Genomic DNA, 18,378 nt, shown 5'->3' with positions numbered 1-18,378 from the left:
CACTGCAGGCACAGAGGCATCCCGCCTCATGACGTGGAGCAAGATCATGACAGAACACACCCCCCTTTCGCCGTTTGACGAGGCCAAGGCAGAAGCCTTTGCAAATCGTCTGGTGGGCGCGCTGAACGCGGGCGCATTGTCCCTGATGACATCGCTGGGGCACCGCAGCGGACTTTTCGATGTACTTGCCGACCTGCCCGGCGCCACTTCCCAGGCCCTTGCAGACAAGGCCAATCTGGCGGAACGCTACGTGCGGGAATGGCTGGGTGTGATGGTCACCTCGGAGGTGGTCGCCTATGACCCAACCGCCCAGACCTACCGGCTGCCACCCGAACACGCTGCTTTCCTGACGCGCGCCGCCAGTCCCAACAACATCGCCGTGACCAGCCAGTTCATCGGTGTCGCTGCCTCCGTCGAAGAAGAGATGCTGGCGCGGTTTCAGGATGGGGCGGGCACGCACTACCATCACTACGACCGGTTCCACGAGGTCATGGGCGAAGACAGCGCTCAGACGGTTGTGGCGGCGTTGATCGATCACATCCTGCCCATCGTTCCGGGGCTGCGCGAACGGCTTGAAGAGGGGATCGATGTCGTCGACATGGGCTGTGGTGGAGGCTGGGCCATGCTGCATTTGGCCGAAACCTTTCCCGCCAGTAGGTTCACCGGTGTCGATCTTTGTGCGGATGCGTTTGACGCGGCGCAGGCCGAGGCCCGGCAAAAAGGTCTGACCAACCTGACTTACACACAGCAGGATCTGTCCACGGTTGAGCAGCTTGGCACATATGATCTGGTGACAGCTTTCGACGCCATACACGATCAAAAGGACCCTCAAGGGGCGCTGGATCTGATCTTCAACGCGTTGAAGGAGGGGGGCGTTTTCCTGATGCAGGATATTGGCGGGTCGCGAGACCTGCAGGTCAATATCCAAAACCCCTTTGCGCCGCTGCTCTACACCATCTCGCTGATGCACTGCACGCCGATCTCCGTCGGGCAGGGCGGACCCGGTCTGGGCGCGATGTGGGGCGTTGAAACCGCGCAGGAGTTTCTGACCCGCGCCGGGTTTGGGCAGATCGAGATGCTGCGCCTGCCGCATGACCCGATCAACGCCTACTTTGTCGCCCGGCCCTGATGCCTTTTTTTGTGAGTGGAGAGTTTTGATGTCACAGAGTTCTACAAACGGCGCCATCGTCATCGGGGCAGGTCTCTCCGGTCTGGCCGCCGCATACGAGCTGCGGGCCCGAAATATTCCGGTCACCGTGCTGGAAGCAAAGGACCAGATCGCCAGCCCTTGGCGGTCACGGCATCCGCAATTGCGGCTCAACATACACCGTCACTATGCGTCCCTGCCCGGCAAGAAGATGACCTGCAAGGATGGGGTCTTTGTGCGCCGGGATACGGTTGTCGAGTTCCTGGAGGACTACGCACGCGATCTCGATGCGCCGATCCATTTCGGAACGCGGGTGCAGCAGGTGGCGCGCGCGGCGGAAGGGTGGCGGGTGGTCACGAACAAAGGCGTGTTGTCCGCCACCCATCTGATTGTCGCCACCGGTCGGGAACGGCACCCGAGCCTACCGGTCTGGCCGGGTCTGGACGATTTTGGCGGAACGGTCATCCATGCGGCAGACTTTGAGGATGTTCGCGCATATGACGGGAAAAACGTGCTTGTTGTTGGCGCCGGAAACTCCGGCACCGATGTCCTGAACCACCTGTCGCGCGCCGCACCTGCGAAAGTCTGGGTCTCGCTCAGACATGGTCCATCGATTTTGCCGACCCGTATCCTTGGCTTTCCGCTGCACCGCTTGGCGGGTCTGTTTCTGCGCTTTCCCAAGTGGTCGCTTGATCCACTCTTTGCCGCAACCCAATGGGTCGCATTCGGGAACCTGCGACGGCACGGCCTGCGGCGGCATAAGCTCGGCGGCAACACCCGCATGATGACCGAAGGGGTGACCTTTGCGATGGATGACGGCTTTGTCGCTGCGTTGAAATCGGGCCGGGTTGAGGCTGTTGCCGAAACGGTTGGATTCACGGCAGACACCGTTCAACTGATGGATGGGCGCGCGGTGAAGGCAGATGTGGTCATCTGCGCGACCGGATACCAGACGGGCCTCGAATCCTTGTTCAGGGAATTCGGAGTCCTGAGCGATGCGGGCCAGCCGCTGCACCCGACAGGCGCGCCAGATCCCAGCAATCCCGGTCTGTGGTTCACCGGATATGCACCTAAATTAAAAGGATTTTTTCACACCGCAGGCGAAAGTGCAACGCGCATCGCGACGGCCATCGGTGGATCAGAAAAAAGTTTGCCCACCGTGAACAGCGTCACATACGGCACGGGCGAGATCGCTCAAAAGGCGCTGAAAGTGAATGGAGTTAACGATGATTATAACAGTGATGAATCGCCGGGGTCGGCACAGTCTGAGCCTGCACGGAATTTTGACAAAATGGCGCGTCGCCCTGCGCCAGAAACGCGCGTTGAGAAGGCTTGACGACATGCCCGACTACCTGTTGCGGGACATGGGGTTGGAGCACCTGACCCGCGCGGAACGCAACCGATTTGGCCAGGATTACTGGCGCTGATTTCGCAGATAGACCCACCTCGAAAAGAGAGACGACCGATGCAGAAGTCTTACAGAAACCAAAGCACCCGGACAGTTCTGGGCCGTCTGGTGGTCACGGCCAGTGCCATCGCATTGGTGGCCATGTCCATCGGCGGCGTGTTTCAGGCTGATGCCGGACAAAAGGTGCTGCCTGGCTCCCTGACCGACGAAGATTTCCTTTATGACGGCGCACCGCCAGAGGCGATGGTATCGCTGGGCCGCGCCCTGTTCTTCGATCCGATTCTGTCCGGAAATCGCAATATCTCCTGCGGCACCTGCCATGACCCGGCGCGCGGCAGCAGCGATGGCGTTGCGCTGTCCATCGGCGAAGGTGGCGCCGGGTTTGGCCCCGAAAGGCGCACGGCGGAGGGCGTCACCCAGCGGATTCCCCGCAACGCGCAGGCGCTCTGGAATGTCGGTGCCCGGGAATACGTATCGATGTTTCATGATGGCCGTCTGGAGCCTGATCCACACAGGATTTTCCAAAGCGGATATTGGAGCCCTGCACGGGAAAACCTGCCGGAGGGTCTCGACACGCTGCTGGCAGCACAGGCCATGTTCCCGGTCTTGTCCGCGTCTGAAATGGCGGGGCAAAAAGGGGAAAACCCGGTTGCAACCGCGGTTGCCGAAGACCGGGTGGGCGATGCCTGGGACCTGCTGGCGGCGCGTTTGGATGCTGTCCCGGAATACCGGAACCGCTTTCGCGATGCCTTTCCCGAGATGGGCGATGATACACCGGTTTCCTTCGTGCAGGCGGCCCGCGCGCTTGCGACCTTTCAGACCGTTGCGTTCCGGTCTGATCAAAGCCCTTTCGACAGCTGGATGGCCGGCGATCAGACCGCTCTGACCGCAGCGCAGAGGCGCGGTTTTGCCCTCTTCCATGGGAAAGCGGGATGCGGCAGCTGCCATTCCGGCAGTCTGCTGACCGATCATGGTTTCCACGCGATCGCCGTGCCGCAGATCGGCCCCGGCAAGGGCCACGGTGCGGACACCGGTTATTGGCGCGCCTCCGGCTTTAAAGACAGGCTGGAGGACGAAGGGCGCTACCGTGTCACCTTTGACGATGCGGACCTCTTTGCCTTCCGCACGCCCAGTCTACGCAATGTCGCCTTGACCGGTCCCTGGGGTCACAACGGCGCATTTGACGATCTGGAGGCGATGGTGCGCCATCATCTGGACAGCGTTGCATCGCTCAATGCCTATGACGCCACCGCCGCCGATTTGCTGCCGCTGGATCGGGTGATCGAACCCAAGGGGGAAGGCTCCAAACTGCTCTTTCCCCTCGTCGGCAGTCCCCAGCGCGCCGCCTTTGATCTGCGCGATACATGGGTGCATCGCTCAGAGGCTCTGCGGAACCGTATTGCCGATGCCTCCCAACTGGCGCCGGTGTCTCTGTCGGATCGGGAAGTCGAAGCCCTGCTGGCCTTCCTACACAGCCTGACCGACCCGACCGCTGTCGACCGAAGTCATCTGATCCCGGACACTGTGCCCTCCGGTTTGCCACCGCAACCGGGTCGCGCGCGGGGAGGATAGCGCCTGCACTGATCCCGGTGTCTTCGCTGACTACTGTATCGATCGAGACCCGCTGTCAGCGCCGCGCGTGCGGTGCTGCAGCCTTCCCTACCGGTTTCCCCATCCGAAGCCGGAATTTCCAACCAAGCATATTTGCTTTCAATCTAAAGGACTGAAAAATGACCAAATTTCTCGTTTCAACGGCAGTGTCCATGGTTCTTGGCGCTGCGACCGTCGCAGCGGAGACGCAGGAGGTGCAATTCGATTCCGGCGTTCCCGTGGGCAATGTGGCCAATACGTCGGCCACCCCAGCCGTCGCGGATGCGCCCGAACACATGACGCTGAACTTTATCTTCCACATCGACGAAGGGATGGCGGAGCAGGACGTCTTCTATGAAAAGGTCCCAGGGTCGGGCGAGGTCTTCCGGCCCACGGCCGCCACGCGGGACATGGACGCGCCGCTCTATGCGCCAGCGGTTCCTGTGGCGCATAACTTCCTCGATACCGAAGACACCGGGCCCTATCCAAAGGGTCGCGCGCTCGGCCTGACGCTGGGGGAGTGGTTCGCCGCCAAGGGCAACGGCACCTACACTTGCGAAAATGGCGTGGGCAAAGTGGATTTCTCATTTGAGAACCTCGTGCCCGATGGCGTCTATACGATGTGGCACGACTTCATGGTCTGGCCGCCGACCGACCCGTTCATTGGCACATATGACCTGCCTTTCGGGGCGCGGGACGGATCGGAGAATGTCTTTGTCGCCAAGGCTGACGGGTCGGCTGAATTCATCCGTACCATATCACCCTGTCTGCAGCTGACGGGCGAGCATCTGATGGCGGATCTTGCCGTGGCGTGGCATTCGGATGGCAAGACCTATGGTCCGCTGACCGGTGAGTTTTCCACCGTGACCCATGTGCAGATGTACGTGGGCCTGCCAAAGCGCGCGGGCATGTGATGGGTTGAACCGGGGCGGGTAATCGCACCGCCCCGGTTTTTTTGTCAGACTATGTGCCGTGCGGTTGCAGCTTGTGTCCCCACCTGCTCAGGCGTTCAGGCCTTTCATCCCTTCCTCGGTGTAGCGCGCGCCTGCCACCTCCAGATGGGAAATCGCCACCTCCAGAGCGTGCACCTCTGCCGGTGCCAGCGTGATATCCAGCGCTGCGGTGTTTTCTTCGAGATATTTCAACCGTTTGGTGCCGGGGATCGGCACGATGTCCTCGCCTTTGGCCAGCAGCCAGGCGAGAGCGATCTGCGCGGGTGTACAGCCCTTTGATGCGGCAAGGTGCTGGACGACGTCCAGTATCGTCGCGTTGGTTTCAATGTTGTCCGGCGAAAAGCGCGGCAGGTTGGCACGAAAATCGCCCTCCCCGAATGTTGTGCCCTTGCTGAAACTGCCGGTCAGGAAACCCCGCCCCAGGGGCGAGTAGGGCACAAAGCCGATGCCAAGCGCGCGGCATGTGGGCAGGACATCCTGTTCCACCTCGCGCGACCACAGCGAGTATTCGGTTTGTACCGCTGTGACCGGATGCACGGCATGGGCGCGGCGCAGGGTGTCAGCACTGACCTCGCACAGCCCGATGTGACCGATTTTACCGGCCTCAACGAGCGCGGAAAGCGCGCCCATGACCTCCTCTATCGGGCGATTGCGGTCGACCCGGTGTACGTAATAAAGGTCGATCCGTTCGACGCCCAACCGCCGCAGGGATGCTTCACAGGCGGTGCGGGCGTAGTCCGGGCTGTTGTCTAGGGTTCTGGCATATTCGCCGGGTGCGCGGACAATGCCGAACTTGGTGGCGATCACGGCATCCGGTTTGCGTTCCTTTAGAAAACGGCCAATCAGTTCTTCGTTGTGATGCGGACCGTACATGTCGGCAGTGTCAAAGAAGGTCACGCCCAGATCCGCGGCACGGTTCAGGACTTTCAGGGATACGTCATCGTCGCGGGGGCCGTAGAACTCGCTCATACCCATGCAGCCAAGGCCAAGCGCAGAGACGGTGAGGGTCGGGGACAGGGATCGTTGTTGCATCTGTTGCTCCATTCATTGGACCCTCAAGATAGTTTTCCGAAAAGGCAGTAGAAATATCTACCATTGGAATGCTATTTTCCGAAAATGAAAGATATACGCCTCAAGTGGGACGATGCGCCGGTCTTTCTGGCCGTGGCGCGTAGCGGGACCCTGACCGGGGCCGCCGATATGCTCGGCACAGGTATTGCGACCGTTTCACGACGCATTCAGCGGCTGGAGGAGGCCTTGGGCATGCCGCTCTTCGTGCATCATCAGACGGGCTATAAGCTGACGGATGAGGGGGCGGCGTTGCTGCCGCGTGCCGAAGCCTTGGAGGAGGCGATGCTCAGCTTTCGGGCGGGTGTGACGGCAGAGGCAGAGGTCACGGGGCACGTGCGTCTGGCCACGGCGGAGAACCTGGCCAACCCGATCATCATTCCGGCCCTGCCTGCGCTTCTGGACAGGCACCCTCAACTCACGCTGGACGTAGTCACCGATGTGGCAACCGCAAACCTGCACCGGCGCGAGGCCGATCTTGCCGTGCGGATGGTGCGCCCGACCGGCGGCAATGTCACGATCCGCCGGATTGGGACGATCGGGTTCGGACTTTACGGATCACCCGGCTACATGGCCGCGCGCCGGGCACATCCTGAAGAGGGGCTGCTGGAGAACGACCGCGTCATCGGCTGGTCGGAGCGGCAAAACACACTCCCGGCCGCGCAATGGATCGAAAGGGCTCTGCGGGGCAGGGCGCCGGTGCTGATGACCTCAACGCTTGCCGCGCAGATGTCCGCGGCGCAGGCGGGCATCGGGCTCGCCGTTCTGCCGCATTTTCTGGCGCGGGAGGCGGGACTGCAGCCCTTGCCCGTCGAACTGGGGCTCGATCAGCCGATCTGGCTGGTTCTGCACAGCGACCTCTCCGCGTCGCAACGCGTCCGTGTTGTTGCCGATCACCTTGTGGAGATATTTCGGCGGAACGGCGACCGGCTGAAACAGGCGCGTGCCGAAAAACTCAGGTGAGCTCCCGGCCTCTCCGCGTATGATGATCAAACCCCGTTAAGTAGGGGTCAGAACGGCGACCGTGAATTGCTTTGCGTCATCGCAGTGCATTTGCTTGATCGCCCATCCGGAGGCCTGCGCCAGTTGTGTCAGGCTGTCCACGGTGTATTTTCGCGACATGCTGACATCGATGGCTTCGCCTTCGGTGAAGGCAATCTGCCTGCCTGCAAGGTCAACGGTTTGGGCCTTGCGGGAGATTAGCGACATCTCGATGCGGGCATCCTGCACGTTCCACCTTGCCTGATACGAAAAGTCGGCAATGTTGAAATCCGCGTCCAGTTCCACGTTCATCCGCACCAGCACATTGGTGATGAACTGCGCGGTGACGCCTGCTGCATCGTCATAGGCGTCGACAAGCACGCCCGGTGCCTTGACCAGATCGACCCCCATAATGAAGGCTTCTATTCCGGGCCAGGCGCGCGCGCGGGACAGAAGGTCAACGGCGTCGGCGGGGGTGATGTTCCCGATGGTCGAACCTGGAAAGAACCCCACCTTGGGCCGCGAGGCCATATCGTCCGGCAGGGCGACAGGTTCGAGAAAATCGCCGACAATCGGGCGCACGGACAGATCGGGATAGCGCGCGCGCAGGTCGTCCGCTGTCAGGTTCAGAAACGCGGCGGAGATGTCGATGGGCACATAGGCCGACAGATGTCGCCCGGCATCCAGCAGGGTGCGCGTCTTGACGCTCGCGCCCGAGCCCAGTTCGACAAGAGCACCACCCGTCGGCACCAGCTGTGCAAGGTCATCAGCATGGCGCTGCAAAATCGAGATTTCGGTGCGTGTCAGGTAGTATTCGGGCACGGTCGTGATCTGCTCGAAGAGCGCACTGCCGGTTTGGTCATACAACCACTTGGGATTGATGGACTTTTCGGGCCTAACCAGGCCCGCCCAAGCATCCCGCAGGAAGTCGGACGCGGGGGTGGCGACGATGTCGCCTGCGGTGATCGGTTCTGCATGTCCCATGATCAGACGTCCTTTGCCAGCCGCAGACCCATCATCTGCCACCGCTGATGGGGATAAAAGAATGTGCGGTACGTGGGCCGCATCTGGTCTCTGGGCGTCGCGCAGGATCCACCGCGCAAAACGCGCTGATTGACCATGAATTTGCCGTTGTACTCCCCCAAAGCGCCTTCGGGTGCCTGGAAACCGGGGTAGGGCGCAAAATCCGACGCCGTCCATTCCCAGACATCGCCCCAAACCCCGTCCCCGGGCAGCGGGCGCAGGGCCCCTGTGGCATCGGCATCGCCCATCAGGTTGCCGGTGATTGCGTGATCCCTGAACGCCACCTCATGCTCGGCTTCGGTGGGCAGGCGCGCCCCGGCCCAGCGGGCAAAAGCATCCGCTTCGTAGTAGCTGACATGCACAACCGGTGCCTCGAGTGCGACCGGTTGCGGGCCACGCAGCGTGTAGGTCCACCATTCCCCATCGGCCTGCCACCAATAAAGCGGATGCTCCCACCCTTCGCGCAGGGCAACCTCATGGCCTTCCATCAACCAGTGCCGCGGGTCGGCATATCCGCCATCCTCCATGAAGGCGATCCAGTCGCGGTTGGTGACCGGGCGGGTGCCGATGTCATAGGGCTGCAGAAACGTCTTGTGACGCGGTCCCTCACAATCATAGGCGAACCCTGGGCCACCATGGCCGATATCGACCAACCCGCCTTCGTGGCGCTTAAAGCCTTGTGTGACTTCCGCTGTAACGGGCAGCGGTTCGGGGTCCTTGTAGACGGGCAGAAGGGGGTTGAAGCTGAGACCATGCAGCAGGTCGGTCACCAACAGTTCCTGATGCTGCATTTCATGGTGGCACCCAAGCTCCACCAGCGCAGCGATCTCATCACCGTCATCGCGTCCCGCCGACATCAGCGTGGCCAGAGCATCCTCGACATGGGCGCGATAGGCGCGCACCGCCTCGCCGCCCGGACGGGACACCAGCCCCCGGCGGTCCCGCGCATGGCGCGGCCCGGCCTGTGTGTAGTAGGAGTTGAACAGAAACGCGAAACGGTCATCCGGCGAGACATATCCAGGCTGGCGCGGCTTGAGTATGAATTCCTCAAAAAACCAGGTCGTGTGTGCGAGATGCCACTTCGCCGGGGAGGCATCCTCCATGCTTTGCAGCATCGTGTCTTCCGGGGTGAGCGGAGCGACCAGTGCGTCAGTACGCATCCGCGTGCGTTCGAAGAGCATCAGCGCATCGCGTGGGGGCAGTGGGGCGGGAGAGAGATTCATGGGGCATTTTCCTTGCGGGCGCCGTGGCGCGGAACGGATAAGTCGGAACTCTGACCATGGGCATGGCTGCTGTCAGTTCTTGTCACTTGGAACGCGGTGTTGGGGAATTTTGGGTCACGGAGGGTTTGGGACAGCGTGGCAGGCAGGCGAACACCACTCGGGCGATGGGTTGTATCTTCGGCCGGTGTGATCGCTGGGTCGCTCATCAGGGCCCCGTTTCGTGAGCCTCTAATGTTGGTCGCCGCACCTGCGTCAGCAAGGCCAAACGCGCATGAAATGTTCAACGCTGCGTGATCTGCGCGTGACTTTGCCGATTGGTTTGGGATTCCGCCTGTCGATCCTGGATCAAGTGATACCGGGCTGGCCTCGTGGCCACCTGGTCGATCATCCCCTCCGATTGACGCCGTATCCAGCCTGAGGGGCGCGCCGTTTCATCCGGCGTAAGAAATAGCTTTCTCGTTTTGCGCCATGTTGGCTGGAAGCATGGCCCGCGCGGGCTGGGTCTTGGGCCACGTCAGCATGATCACGGCACATCCTGAGAGATCACTCTTTGCAACGTCATTCGCGAGGTGCCCGACCGTCGTGTGCACATGGAGCTCGGTCGCCTTGGAGATATCCGCAGCGATCTGCACAGACTGATGCGGGCTTACACCGCGCGCCAGCAGATCGGATTGTATCCGCGCGGCCTGCCCCACGGACATGTAAAAGGCGGTCGTGGTGCCCGGCAGGCAGAGGCGCGTGCTATCGGGCACCCCATCCCCCGCCTGCGATTGCCCGGTGGTCAGGATCAGGCTATCGCTGACCCCGCGTTCGGTCAGCGGGCGTTTTGTCGTTGCGGCCATGGCGCAGGCGGCAGTGATGCCCGGCACAACCTCGATCGGGATATTTGCGGCTTCTGCTGCGGCAATTTCCTCACCGGCGCGGGCAAAAACGGATGGATCGCCGGACTTCAGCCGGACCACGCGTTTGCCCTGCCGCGCCGCTGCGATGATCACATCGTTGATGCGGTCCTGTGGCCAGGCATGCGCGCCGACGACCTTTCCGACAAAGACACGCCCCGCGTCCCGCCGCGCCAGTTCCAGCGCCTCAGGGTCGACAAGGCGGTCGTAGTAGATCACATCCGCCTCCTGCAGCCGCTGCACGGCGCGCAGGGTCAAAAGATCGCGGGCACCCGGCCCCGCGCCGACCAGGGCGATGCTGCCTGTCCCGGTGGTATCCGGCGCGCGGCCCGCATGAAGCGCCTGTTTGACAAGGCCGATGGCGTGGCTGTCGGCGCCCCTGGACCAGGCGTTGCGCGGTGCCTCTGCAAAGACCCAACGCCAGAAGGCGCGGCGGTGCTCACGCGGCACACGGGCGGCAACTGCGCCGCGCAATCGGCCGGCAAAGGCGGCCAGCCCGCCGAGGTTGGGCGCCAGCATCTCTTCGACCCCGGTCTTGATCTGGCGGGCCAGAACCGGGGCGGTGCCTTCCGTGCCGATGGCGACAACCACCGGATCACGATCCACCAGAGAGGGGGTCGTCAGGTCGCAGAGCTCGGGTTGATCCACCACGTTGACAGGGCAGCGTGCCGCATTGGCCAGCGCATGCAGGGCTGCGTCCGACCCGGGGCAGCCGGTTGCCACGAACGCCATGGCGGCCCCCTCGAAGAGGGCGGCATCAATCGGGTCTTTGTGCCATGTGGCCGTACCGCTGCGCACTATCGCGGCCAGCTCTTCCTCGATCTCCGAGGCGGCCAGCACAATCCGGGCGTCGGTTTTCAGGATCAGCCGCGCCTTCTGGGCCGCCTGCTCGCCACCGCCCGCGATGACCACGCGCCGCCCTGTCGTCCTGATGAACATCGGAAAGCTTTTCATGGGGCGGTTCCTCTCCTTGAGATCACTCGGCGGCCTGCAGGTTGGATGTCTGGGGTAGAAGTGCGGTGAGTTCCGGACGGCAGGCGCCGCAATTCGTGCCGGCCTGCAACGCCTCGCCAATCGCCTCAACGGTCAGGAGGCTCCCGCTTTCGATGGCGGTGGCGATGGTGTTCAGCCCCACCCCGAAACACGCGCATATCGTGGGGCCTGGATCGACCCGCCCGACGGGTGCCCGCCCCGTCAGTGTCGCGGTAGCCTCGGACCCCGGCAGCGTCGCGAGGTAGTCCCGCATGACCGCCACGGGGTGCGGGCTGATGAAGAGCGCGGCCTTGAGCACGCCGTTTTCCGAAAAGGCCAGCCGCGCGGTTCCCTTGCTGACGTCCTGCAGCATCTGCAGCTCAGCATCCTTCAGCCCGAAGAGCCGCCGCGCTTCGCCCTCCCAATCTGTCACCGGGTTCCGCCCGGCCAGTTCGCTACGCCATCCGGCATCCGTGCGCACCTGCGCCCAATAGGCGGCGTTCGGGGTCATTTCGGTTTGGGAAATCGCAAAGCCGTACCAGGTCGCCGTAAATCTTTTGGCCGAAACGTGGGCCGCTTTACTCTCCGGCTGGCCGGAAAACGGGTCCGTTGCGGCGGGCACCAGCGCGTCAATCCGGGCTGCCGGGGCGGTTTGACCGGTCCAATGGATCGGGGCGAAAAGCGTCCCCGGTTGCTGCGCTTCCGTCAGGCGCGCGCGCAGAATGGCGCGCCCGGTTGCGTTTTCCAGCGCCACCAGATCGGCGGCTGACACACCCAAGTGTTTCGCATCCTGCGGGTGAATATCCACGTAAGGTTCTGCCAGATGCGCCGAGAGGCGCGGCGACAGGGCCGTCCGCGTCATCGTGTGCCACTGGTCCCGGTTGCGCCCGGTATTGAGCGCAAATGGATGCTCCGCCGTAACCGCTGCGGCTGGCGCGCGGGCGGTGACGGGCAGCATCCGTGCCTTGCCATCCGGGTGGAAAAACCCGCCATCCTCGAAAAACCGGCCACCTGTTTTGCTTTGGCTGACCGGCCAGCGGGTCGGCGGCAAGGCGTCATAGGCGTCATCTGTCAGCTCGCGCAGGCCCGAGATGTCAAAGTCGCGGCCCAATGCGCCAGCGACCCCGGACAAAGCCGCGTGTTCTTTGAAAATCTCTGCGGCGGAGGGATAGGCGAACGCCTGTTTCCAGCCCATGCGCTGGCCGACCTCGCAAAGGATCTGCCAATCGGGGCGTGCCTCGCCGGGGGCAGCAAGTACGGCGCGCTGGCGGCTGATCGTCCGGTCGGAATTGGTAACGGTGCCGCTTTTTTCCGCCCAGGCGGTGGCGGGCAGCAGCACATCCGCCAGTTGTGCGGTGTCAGTGCGCGCGGTGATGTCACTCACCACAGTGAAGTCGCATTGCGCAATCGCGTCGCGCACAGCATCCGCGTCGGGCATTGAAACAGCCGGGTTCGTGTGAATGATCCAGAGCGCCTTGATCTTGCGCGCAGCTACGGCCTGAAACAGTTCTACGGCCTTGAGTCCCGCCTTTTCGGGCATTGCTGGCGCGTCCCAAAAGTCTTGCACCGCCGCGCGGTGGTCTGCGTTCTCGATCTCCAGATGGCTGGCAAGCGTATTGGCCAGCCCACCCACTTCGCGCCCGCCCATGGCATTGGGTTGGCCGGTGACGGACAACGGGCCGCATCCTTTCGTGCCGATCCGCCCGGTGGCGAGATGACAGTTCAGAATGGCATTGACCTTGTCGCTGCCGGAAGTGGATTGGTTCACCCCCTGGCTGAACACGGTGACTACCTTGGGGGTGTCGATCCAGAGGCGACAGAAGGCCTCGATCCGGTCCCGCGACAGGCCGGTGGCTGTTACATCATCCGCCTGTGCCGCCGCGAGGGCAGCACTGAAGCCCTCGACATGACGCAGGTAGTCCGCGTCTATCCGGCCTTCCTGCGCGATCTGTGCCAGCAGGTGATTGAAGAGCGCAACATCACTGCCCGCCGCGAGGGGCAGGTGCAGATCGGCGCCTTCGCAGGTGGCCGTCCTGCGCGGATCAATCACGATGATCCGGGTGCCACGTTTTGCCTTCGCCGCAAGCAGGCGTTGGTGCAACACCGGATGACACCACGCCAGGTTGGAGCCGACAAGCACGACGAGATCTGCCGCGTCCAGATCTTCGTAGGTGCCGGGCACCGTGTCCGTACCAAAGGCGCGCTTATGTCCGACCACGGTCGAGGCCATGCACAGCCGTGAATTGGTATCGATGTTGGCCGACCCGATGAAGCCTTTCATCAGCTTGTTGGCGACATAGTAATCTTCGGTCAGCAATTGCCCGGAGACGTAAAAGGCCACGCTGTCCGGGGCGTGGGTGTCGATGGCCGATTTGAACTTGTCCGCGACAAGATCAAGCGCTGTGCCCCAAGGCGCGCGCTGTCCATTGATCTGCGGGTGCAGCAGGCGCTGTTCCAGGCCAACGGTCTGCCCCAATGCCGTGCCTTTTGAACAAAGCCGCCCCTGATTGGCCGGATGGTCCGGATCGCCGCGCGCGGCAAGCCCGCCTTGCCCGTCCGGGCGCAGCAGAACCCCGCAGCCCACACCGCAATAGGGGCAGGTGGACCGTGTCTCGGGCAGGCCGCTGCCGTCCATCAGGCAGCGCTCCTCTTGCCGACCGCATGCCCATCGAGCAGAATGCGGCCCGCCTCGACCCGCACCGGGAAGGTCTCGATCTGCCCGTCTTCGCCCAAGGCCGCGCCGGTGTTCAGGTCGAAGACCCAGTTGTGCAGCGGGCAGGTCACCTTTTGCCCGTGGATGATGCCTTCCGAGAGTGGCCCGCCCTTGTGCGGACACCTGTTCGAGGCGGCAAAGACCTCTGCCTCATCCGTGCGAAAGAGCGCCACGCAGCCCACCGGGGTTTTCACCAATCGGGCGCCGCGCAGCGGAACATCCTCGATGCTTCCAAGGTCAATCCAGTTCATTCCGCAGCCTCCAATGTCAAATCCGCAAGGGGCGCAAATTTCGGAGGTTCCTTGGCCTGTTCTGCCCAGGGGTCCTTGCGATAGATCGACTGGCTCAGCTCGAACCGCTCGACCAAGGCGCGGCGTGTGTCCAGATCACCGATCTGTTCCTGAATCCACTCAAGCCCAACCTTGGCCATCCATTTGTAGACGCGGTCCAGATATTTGGCGTGCTCACGGTAAAGCTGGGTGACGGCGAGCACCACGGCGATGGTCTCTTCCTCCGTCGGGACCTGAATGAGCGGCTGAACCTCTTTCACATCCATGCCCGCGGCCCCGCCGATCCCGATCTGAAAGCCGCTGTCGACACAGACGATCCCGATGTCCTTGCAGGTCGCCTCGGCGCAGTTGCGCGGACAGCCTGAAACGCCAAGTTTGAGTTTATGCGGGGTCCACGACCCCCAGAGGATTTTTTCCAGCTTGATCCCAAGCCCGGTGCTGTCTTGTGTGCCAAAACGGCAGTGATCGGTGCCCACGCAGGTTTTAACCGTGCGCAGCCCCTTTGAATAGGCGTGCCCGGAGACCAGACCGGCCTTGTTAAGGTCCGACCAGATATGCGGCAGATCTTCGCCTTTGACGCCCAACAGGTCGATCCGCTGCCCGCCGGTGACCTTGACCGTCGGCACATCGTATTTGTCTGCCGCATCGGCGATGGCGCGCAGCTCATCCGCGTTGGTGATCCCGCCCCACATGCGCGGCACAACCGAAAAGGTGCCGTCTTTCTGGATGTTCGCGTGTTTGCGTTCGTTCACAAAACGGCTTTGCGGGTCGTCCTTATACTCAATCGGCCAATCGGCCAGCAGGTAAAAGTTGATCGCCGGGCGGCACACATGGCAGCCATTGGGTGTTGTCCATCCCAACTCCTGCCAGACGGCGGGCTGCGATTTCAGCGCCTGCGACTTGATCAACCGCCGCACGTCCTCGTGGGTCAGATCGGTGCAGCCGCATACCGATTGTGGCGCTGACATCTGGAAATCGTCGCCCAGCGTGACCTGTAACAGCTGTTCCACCAACCCGGTGCAGGTGCCGCAGGAGGCGCTGGCCTTGGTCTTGGCGCGCAAGCTGCCCAGATCGGTTGCGCCCTCTGCGATGGCGTCGGTGATGGTGCCTTTGCAAATGCCGTTGCAGCCGCAGATTTCCGCCTCAGGCGGCAATGCTGCAACGGCTGAGAGCGGGTCCGCGGTATCGCCTCCCTGATAGGCCGGGCCAAAGATCAGCGTCTCGCGCATCTCGTCAATCTCGGTGCCGTCCTTGATCAGCCCGAAGAACCAGTTGCCGTCCGCCGTATCGCCGTACATGACGGCGCCGATCAGCCTGTCGTCTTCGATCACGAGGCGTTTGTAGATGCCGCGCGACGGGTCCCGGAAAACGATATCCTCCCGTCCCTCGGCATCTGCAAAATCGCCCGCGCTGAAGAGGTCACAGCCGGTGACTTTCAGCTTGGTCGCCACGTCTTTCACCACAAAGGCGCCTGTCTCGCCCAGCAGCCCCTGCGCCACGATCTTCGCCTGATCATAGAGCGGCGCGACAAGACCAAAGAGATGCCCGTCAAACTCCACGCATTCGCCGACGGCATAGACATCCGGGTCGGTCTTGGATTGCATTTGCGCGTTGACCTCGATGCCGCGCGCAACCTCAAGGCCCGCGTCCGTGGCCAGCCGCGTTTCGGGGCGGATGCCAACGGCCATGACAACCAGATCAGCCTCCAACCCGGTGCTGTCCTCCAGCATGACGCCTTCGACGCGGTCCTCGCCCAGAATGGCAGCAGTGGAGGCCTGTGTGATGATCTTGATGCCGCGTTTTTCCAGGTCGCGGCGCAAGAGATACCCCGCTGCTTCGTCCAGCTGACGCTCCATCAGGTGGCCCATCAGGTGCAGCACGGTCACATCCATACCCCGTTCGGCCAATCCCGCCGCCGCCTCAAGGCCCAGCAGGCCACCCCCGATCACAACAGCCTTGCCACCTTTTTCTGCGGCTTCGATCATCGCATTGGTGTCATCGAGATCGCGGTAGGTGATCACACCGGGCAAGTCCTTGCCTTCAACGGGGATGATGAAGGGCGCGGAGCCGGTGGCGATCAGCAGCTTGTCGTAGGCGACAGCGCCGTTTTCACCGGCGACGGTTTTTGCGTCACGATCGATGCCCACCACATGTTCGCCAAACCGGCAGGTGATGTTGCGTTCCGCGTACCAGGTATCGTCGTGGGTGACGATGTCCTCATAGGTCTTTTCCCCCGACAGCACCGGGGAGAGCATGATGCGGTTGTAGTTGCCGCGCGCTTCGGCGTTGAAAATCGTAATGTCATAGGTGTCGGGTGCTGCATCCGTCAGGTGCTCCAGCACCCGGCCAGAGGCCATGCCCGCGCCGATGACGACCAGTTTCTGCTTCATCTCCATCACTCCGCTGCGACCGCTTTGGGGGATCGTGAGGTGTTCACAGGCGCGCCTGCGGTGGGTTTCGGGGTTGGTTTGGCGCCGTGTTCGTATTCCTCGAGGAAATCGAGCACTTCCTGCCGGTAGGCGTAGTAGTCCGAGTGCTCCAGCAGCGCCTTGCGTGTTCGAGGACGGGGCAGGGGCACATCGACGATCTTGCCGATGGTTGCTTGCGGGCCGTTGGTCATCATCACCACGCGGTCGGCCAGAAGGATGGCCTCATCCACGTCATGGGTCACGCAGACGGCGGTGACCTTTGTGCGCGACCAGACCTCCATCAACACTTCCTGCAGCTCCCAGCGGGTCAGGCTGTCGAGCATGCCGAAAGGTTCATCGAGCAGCAAAAGCTTGGGGCTAAGCGCAAAGGCGCGGGCGATGCCGACCCGTTGTTTCATGCCGTTCGACAGATCGCTCGCGGGCTTGTCCATCGCATCGGCCAGCCCCACGCGCTCAAGGTAGTATTCCACCACCTCCTGGCGTTCCGTCCGCGTGGCAGAGGGGTAGACCTTATCCACGCCGATGGCCACGTTCTGCTTGGCCGTCAGCCAGGGAAAGAGGTTCGGCGATTGAAAGACCACGGCGCGTTCGGGATCGGCACCTTCGACGTGGCGACCATCGAGCTTGATCGCGCCCTTGGAGATTTCATTGAGCCCCGCCGCCATGGTCAGTACCGTGGATTTGCCACAGCCCGAATGCCCGATTAGGGAAATGAACTCCCCCCTGTCTACCTTGATGTCGAAATCCTCGACAACGGTGAGCGGCCCCTTTGGGGTTGGGTAGACCTTGTGCAGCTGTGAAAAGTCGAGGAACCGGTTGTCGATCAGGCCCTTTTGCGCATCCGCCACGGCGGTGGGCACACCGTGAATGGGCGTCACATCCGGCAGCAGGCGCGCGCCTTCGACCTTGGCTTCGATACCCACATCCATCAGGTATTTGGTGACATCGGCGCGCAGGCGCTTGAAGCTGTCGTCGTGATTCATTGCAATGCGGTCACGGGGCCGGGCGATGTTGACCTTGAACTCCGCGCCAAGGGTGCCATCGGGGTTCAGGGCGATGATGCGATCGGCGAGGATGATCGCCTCATCCACGTCATTGGTGATCAGCACGCAGGTCTTCTTGTCCGCCTCCCAGATGCGTTCGATTTCATCCGCAAGATTGGCCCGCGTCAGTGCGTCGAGCGCGGATAACGGTTCATCCAGCAGCAGCATCTCGGGATTCATCGCCAGCGCACGGGCCACATTGACCCGCTGCCGCATGCCGCCAGACAACTCCGCCGGGCGGCGGCTGGCAGCGTGGCTGAGTCCGACCATATTGACGTAATGCGCGGTTTTCTCTGCCCGCTCCGCCTTGGACAGTTTGGGAAAGACCGTATCAACGGCCAGTCGCACATTGCCCGTCACGGTCAGCCAGGGCATCAGCGAGTAGCTTTGAAAGATCACGCCCCGTTCCGGCCCGGGACCGGTGATCGGCGCACCCTTGAAGGTGGCGCTGCCGTCTGTCGGGCTCTCGATCCCGGCCATCAGGTTGATCAGTGTGGTCTTTCCGGTGCCGGAAAACCCGAGGATCACCAGAAATTCGCCGGTCTGCACATCAAGGTCGATGTTCCTGAGCACATGCGATTGCGCGGTGCCGGTGCCAAAGCTCTTGGAGCAGTTCTTGAGGCTTAAAAGTGTCATGCC

The 18,378-nt window shown here is 62.4% G+C and carries 13 protein-coding genes; 5 read left to right on the top strand and 8 right to left on the bottom strand.

The window, feature by feature from the left end; translation table 11 throughout:
• The first annotated feature begins 46 nt into the window (after positions 1 to 46).
• From Q1A52_RS02750 to Q1A52_RS02735, 4 genes are all read left to right on the top strand, one after another.
• The gene (locus Q1A52_RS02750; RefSeq protein ID WP_300010520.1) at positions 47 to 1,129 is read left to right on the top strand and encodes a class I SAM-dependent methyltransferase; all 1,083 of its coding nucleotides are present in this window, start codon (positions 47 to 49) and stop codon (positions 1,127 to 1,129) included.
• 28 nt (positions 1,130 to 1,157) lie between these two features.
• Positions 1,158 to 2,483: an NAD(P)/FAD-dependent oxidoreductase gene (locus Q1A52_RS02745; protein WP_300010517.1), complete on the top strand. Its 1,326-nt coding sequence runs from the start codon at positions 1,158 to 1,160 to the stop codon at positions 2,481 to 2,483.
• Between the two features lie 129 nt (positions 2,484 to 2,612).
• Positions 2,613 to 4,127, top strand: coding sequence for a cytochrome c peroxidase (locus tag Q1A52_RS02740; protein WP_300010514.1), 1,515 nt, complete (start codon positions 2,613 to 2,615; stop codon positions 4,125 to 4,127).
• 158 nt (positions 4,128 to 4,285) lie between these two features.
• Entirely contained in the window at positions 4,286 to 5,059 is a 774-nt protein-coding gene (locus tag Q1A52_RS02735) for a hypothetical protein (protein WP_300010511.1), read from the top strand.
• Between the two features lie 87 nt (positions 5,060 to 5,146).
• On the opposite strand, the gene Q1A52_RS02730 is transcribed toward Q1A52_RS02735, so the two are convergent.
• Entirely contained in the window at positions 5,147 to 6,130 is a 984-nt protein-coding gene (locus Q1A52_RS02730; protein WP_300010508.1) for an aldo/keto reductase, read from the bottom strand.
• Between the two features lie 84 nt (positions 6,131 to 6,214).
• Here Q1A52_RS02730 and Q1A52_RS02725 point away from each other — a divergent pair, with 84 nt between their 5' ends.
• Positions 6,215 to 7,129 (top strand): LysR family transcriptional regulator, encoded by a 915-nt coding sequence (locus Q1A52_RS02725; RefSeq protein WP_300010505.1) that lies wholly within the window; start codon positions 6,215 to 6,217, stop codon positions 7,127 to 7,129.
• 36 nt (positions 7,130 to 7,165) lie between these two features.
• On the opposite strand, the gene egtD is transcribed toward Q1A52_RS02725, so the two are convergent.
• The 7 genes from egtD to Q1A52_RS02690 all read right to left on the bottom strand — a co-directional run bounded on the left by egtD (position 7,166) and on the right by Q1A52_RS02690 (position 18,375).
• Positions 7,166 to 8,131: an L-histidine N(alpha)-methyltransferase gene (egtD, locus tag Q1A52_RS02720; RefSeq protein WP_300010502.1), complete on the bottom strand. Its 966-nt coding sequence runs from the start codon at positions 8,129 to 8,131 to the stop codon at positions 7,166 to 7,168.
• A gap of 2 nt (positions 8,132 to 8,133) precedes the next feature.
• Entirely contained in the window at positions 8,134 to 9,393 is a 1,260-nt protein-coding gene (gene egtB / locus Q1A52_RS02715) for an ergothioneine biosynthesis protein EgtB (protein WP_300010499.1), read from the bottom strand.
• Positions 9,394 to 9,824: 431 nt separating this feature from the next.
• Positions 9,825 to 11,246: a siroheme synthase CysG gene (cysG, locus tag Q1A52_RS02710; protein WP_300010496.1), complete on the bottom strand. Its 1,422-nt coding sequence runs from the start codon at positions 11,244 to 11,246 to the stop codon at positions 9,825 to 9,827.
• A gap of 22 nt (positions 11,247 to 11,268) precedes the next feature.
• Complete coding sequence (locus Q1A52_RS02705; RefSeq protein ID WP_300010493.1) at positions 11,269 to 13,899, bottom strand: nitrate reductase; 2,631 nt, start codon at positions 13,897 to 13,899, stop codon at positions 11,269 to 11,271.
• Positions 13,899 to 14,228 carry a nitrite reductase small subunit NirD gene (gene nirD, locus Q1A52_RS02700; protein ID WP_300010490.1) on the bottom strand — a complete coding sequence of 110 codons (330 nt, stop codon included), beginning with the start codon at positions 14,226 to 14,228 and terminating at the stop codon, positions 13,899 to 13,901. Before nirD ends, Q1A52_RS02705 begins: the two co-directional genes overlap by 1 nt.
• Entirely contained in the window at positions 14,225 to 16,657 is a 2,433-nt protein-coding gene (gene nirB / locus Q1A52_RS02695; protein WP_300010487.1) for a nitrite reductase large subunit NirB, read from the bottom strand. The genes nirD and nirB overlap by 4 nt, the downstream gene beginning before the upstream one ends.
• 5 nt (positions 16,658 to 16,662) lie before the next feature.
• On the bottom strand, positions 16,663 to 18,375 hold the full coding sequence (locus tag Q1A52_RS02690) for a nitrate ABC transporter ATP-binding protein (protein WP_300010484.1): 1,713 nt from the start codon (positions 18,373 to 18,375) through the stop codon (positions 16,663 to 16,665).
• Between the last annotated feature and the right edge of the window lie 3 nt (positions 18,376 to 18,378).

It is taken from the genome of uncultured Roseobacter sp., assembly GCF_947488185.1.
GTDB lineage: Bacteria > Pseudomonadota > Alphaproteobacteria > Rhodobacterales > Rhodobacteraceae > Roseobacter.
This window is presented reverse-complemented; position numbering and strand designations above follow the sequence as displayed.

Coding starts and splice junctions, on each gene's coding strand:
- Q1A52_RS02705 (WP_300010493.1), bottom strand. CDS start 13,899: ATGGACGGCAGCGGCCTGCCCGAGACACGGTCCACCTGCCCCTATTGC.
- Q1A52_RS02740 (WP_300010514.1), top strand. CDS start 2,613: ATGCAGAAGTCTTACAGAAACCAAAGCACCCGGACAGTTCTGGGCCGT.
- Q1A52_RS02725 (WP_300010505.1), top strand. CDS start 6,215: ATGAAAGATATACGCCTCAAGTGGGACGATGCGCCGGTCTTTCTGGCC.
- egtD (WP_300010502.1), bottom strand. CDS start 8,131: ATGGGACATGCAGAACCGATCACCGCAGGCGACATCGTCGCCACCCCC.
- cysG (WP_300010496.1), bottom strand. CDS start 11,246: ATGAAAAGCTTTCCGATGTTCATCAGGACGACAGGGCGGCGCGTGGTC.
- egtB (WP_300010499.1), bottom strand. CDS start 9,393: ATGAATCTCTCTCCCGCCCCACTGCCCCCACGCGATGCGCTGATGCTC.
- nirB (WP_300010487.1), bottom strand. CDS start 16,657: ATGAAGCAGAAACTGGTCGTCATCGGCGCGGGCATGGCCTCTGGCCGG.
- Q1A52_RS02750 (WP_300010520.1), top strand. CDS start 47: ATGACAGAACACACCCCCCTTTCGCCGTTTGACGAGGCCAAGGCAGAA.
- Q1A52_RS02730 (WP_300010508.1), bottom strand. CDS start 6,130: ATGCAACAACGATCCCTGTCCCCGACCCTCACCGTCTCTGCGCTTGGC.
- nirD (WP_300010490.1), bottom strand. CDS start 14,228: ATGAACTGGATTGACCTTGGAAGCATCGAGGATGTTCCGCTGCGCGGC.
- Q1A52_RS02745 (WP_300010517.1), top strand. CDS start 1,158: ATGTCACAGAGTTCTACAAACGGCGCCATCGTCATCGGGGCAGGTCTC.
- Q1A52_RS02690 (WP_300010484.1), bottom strand. CDS start 18,375: ATGACACTTTTAAGCCTCAAGAACTGCTCCAAGAGCTTTGGCACCGGC.
- Q1A52_RS02735 (WP_300010511.1), top strand. CDS start 4,286: ATGACCAAATTTCTCGTTTCAACGGCAGTGTCCATGGTTCTTGGCGCT.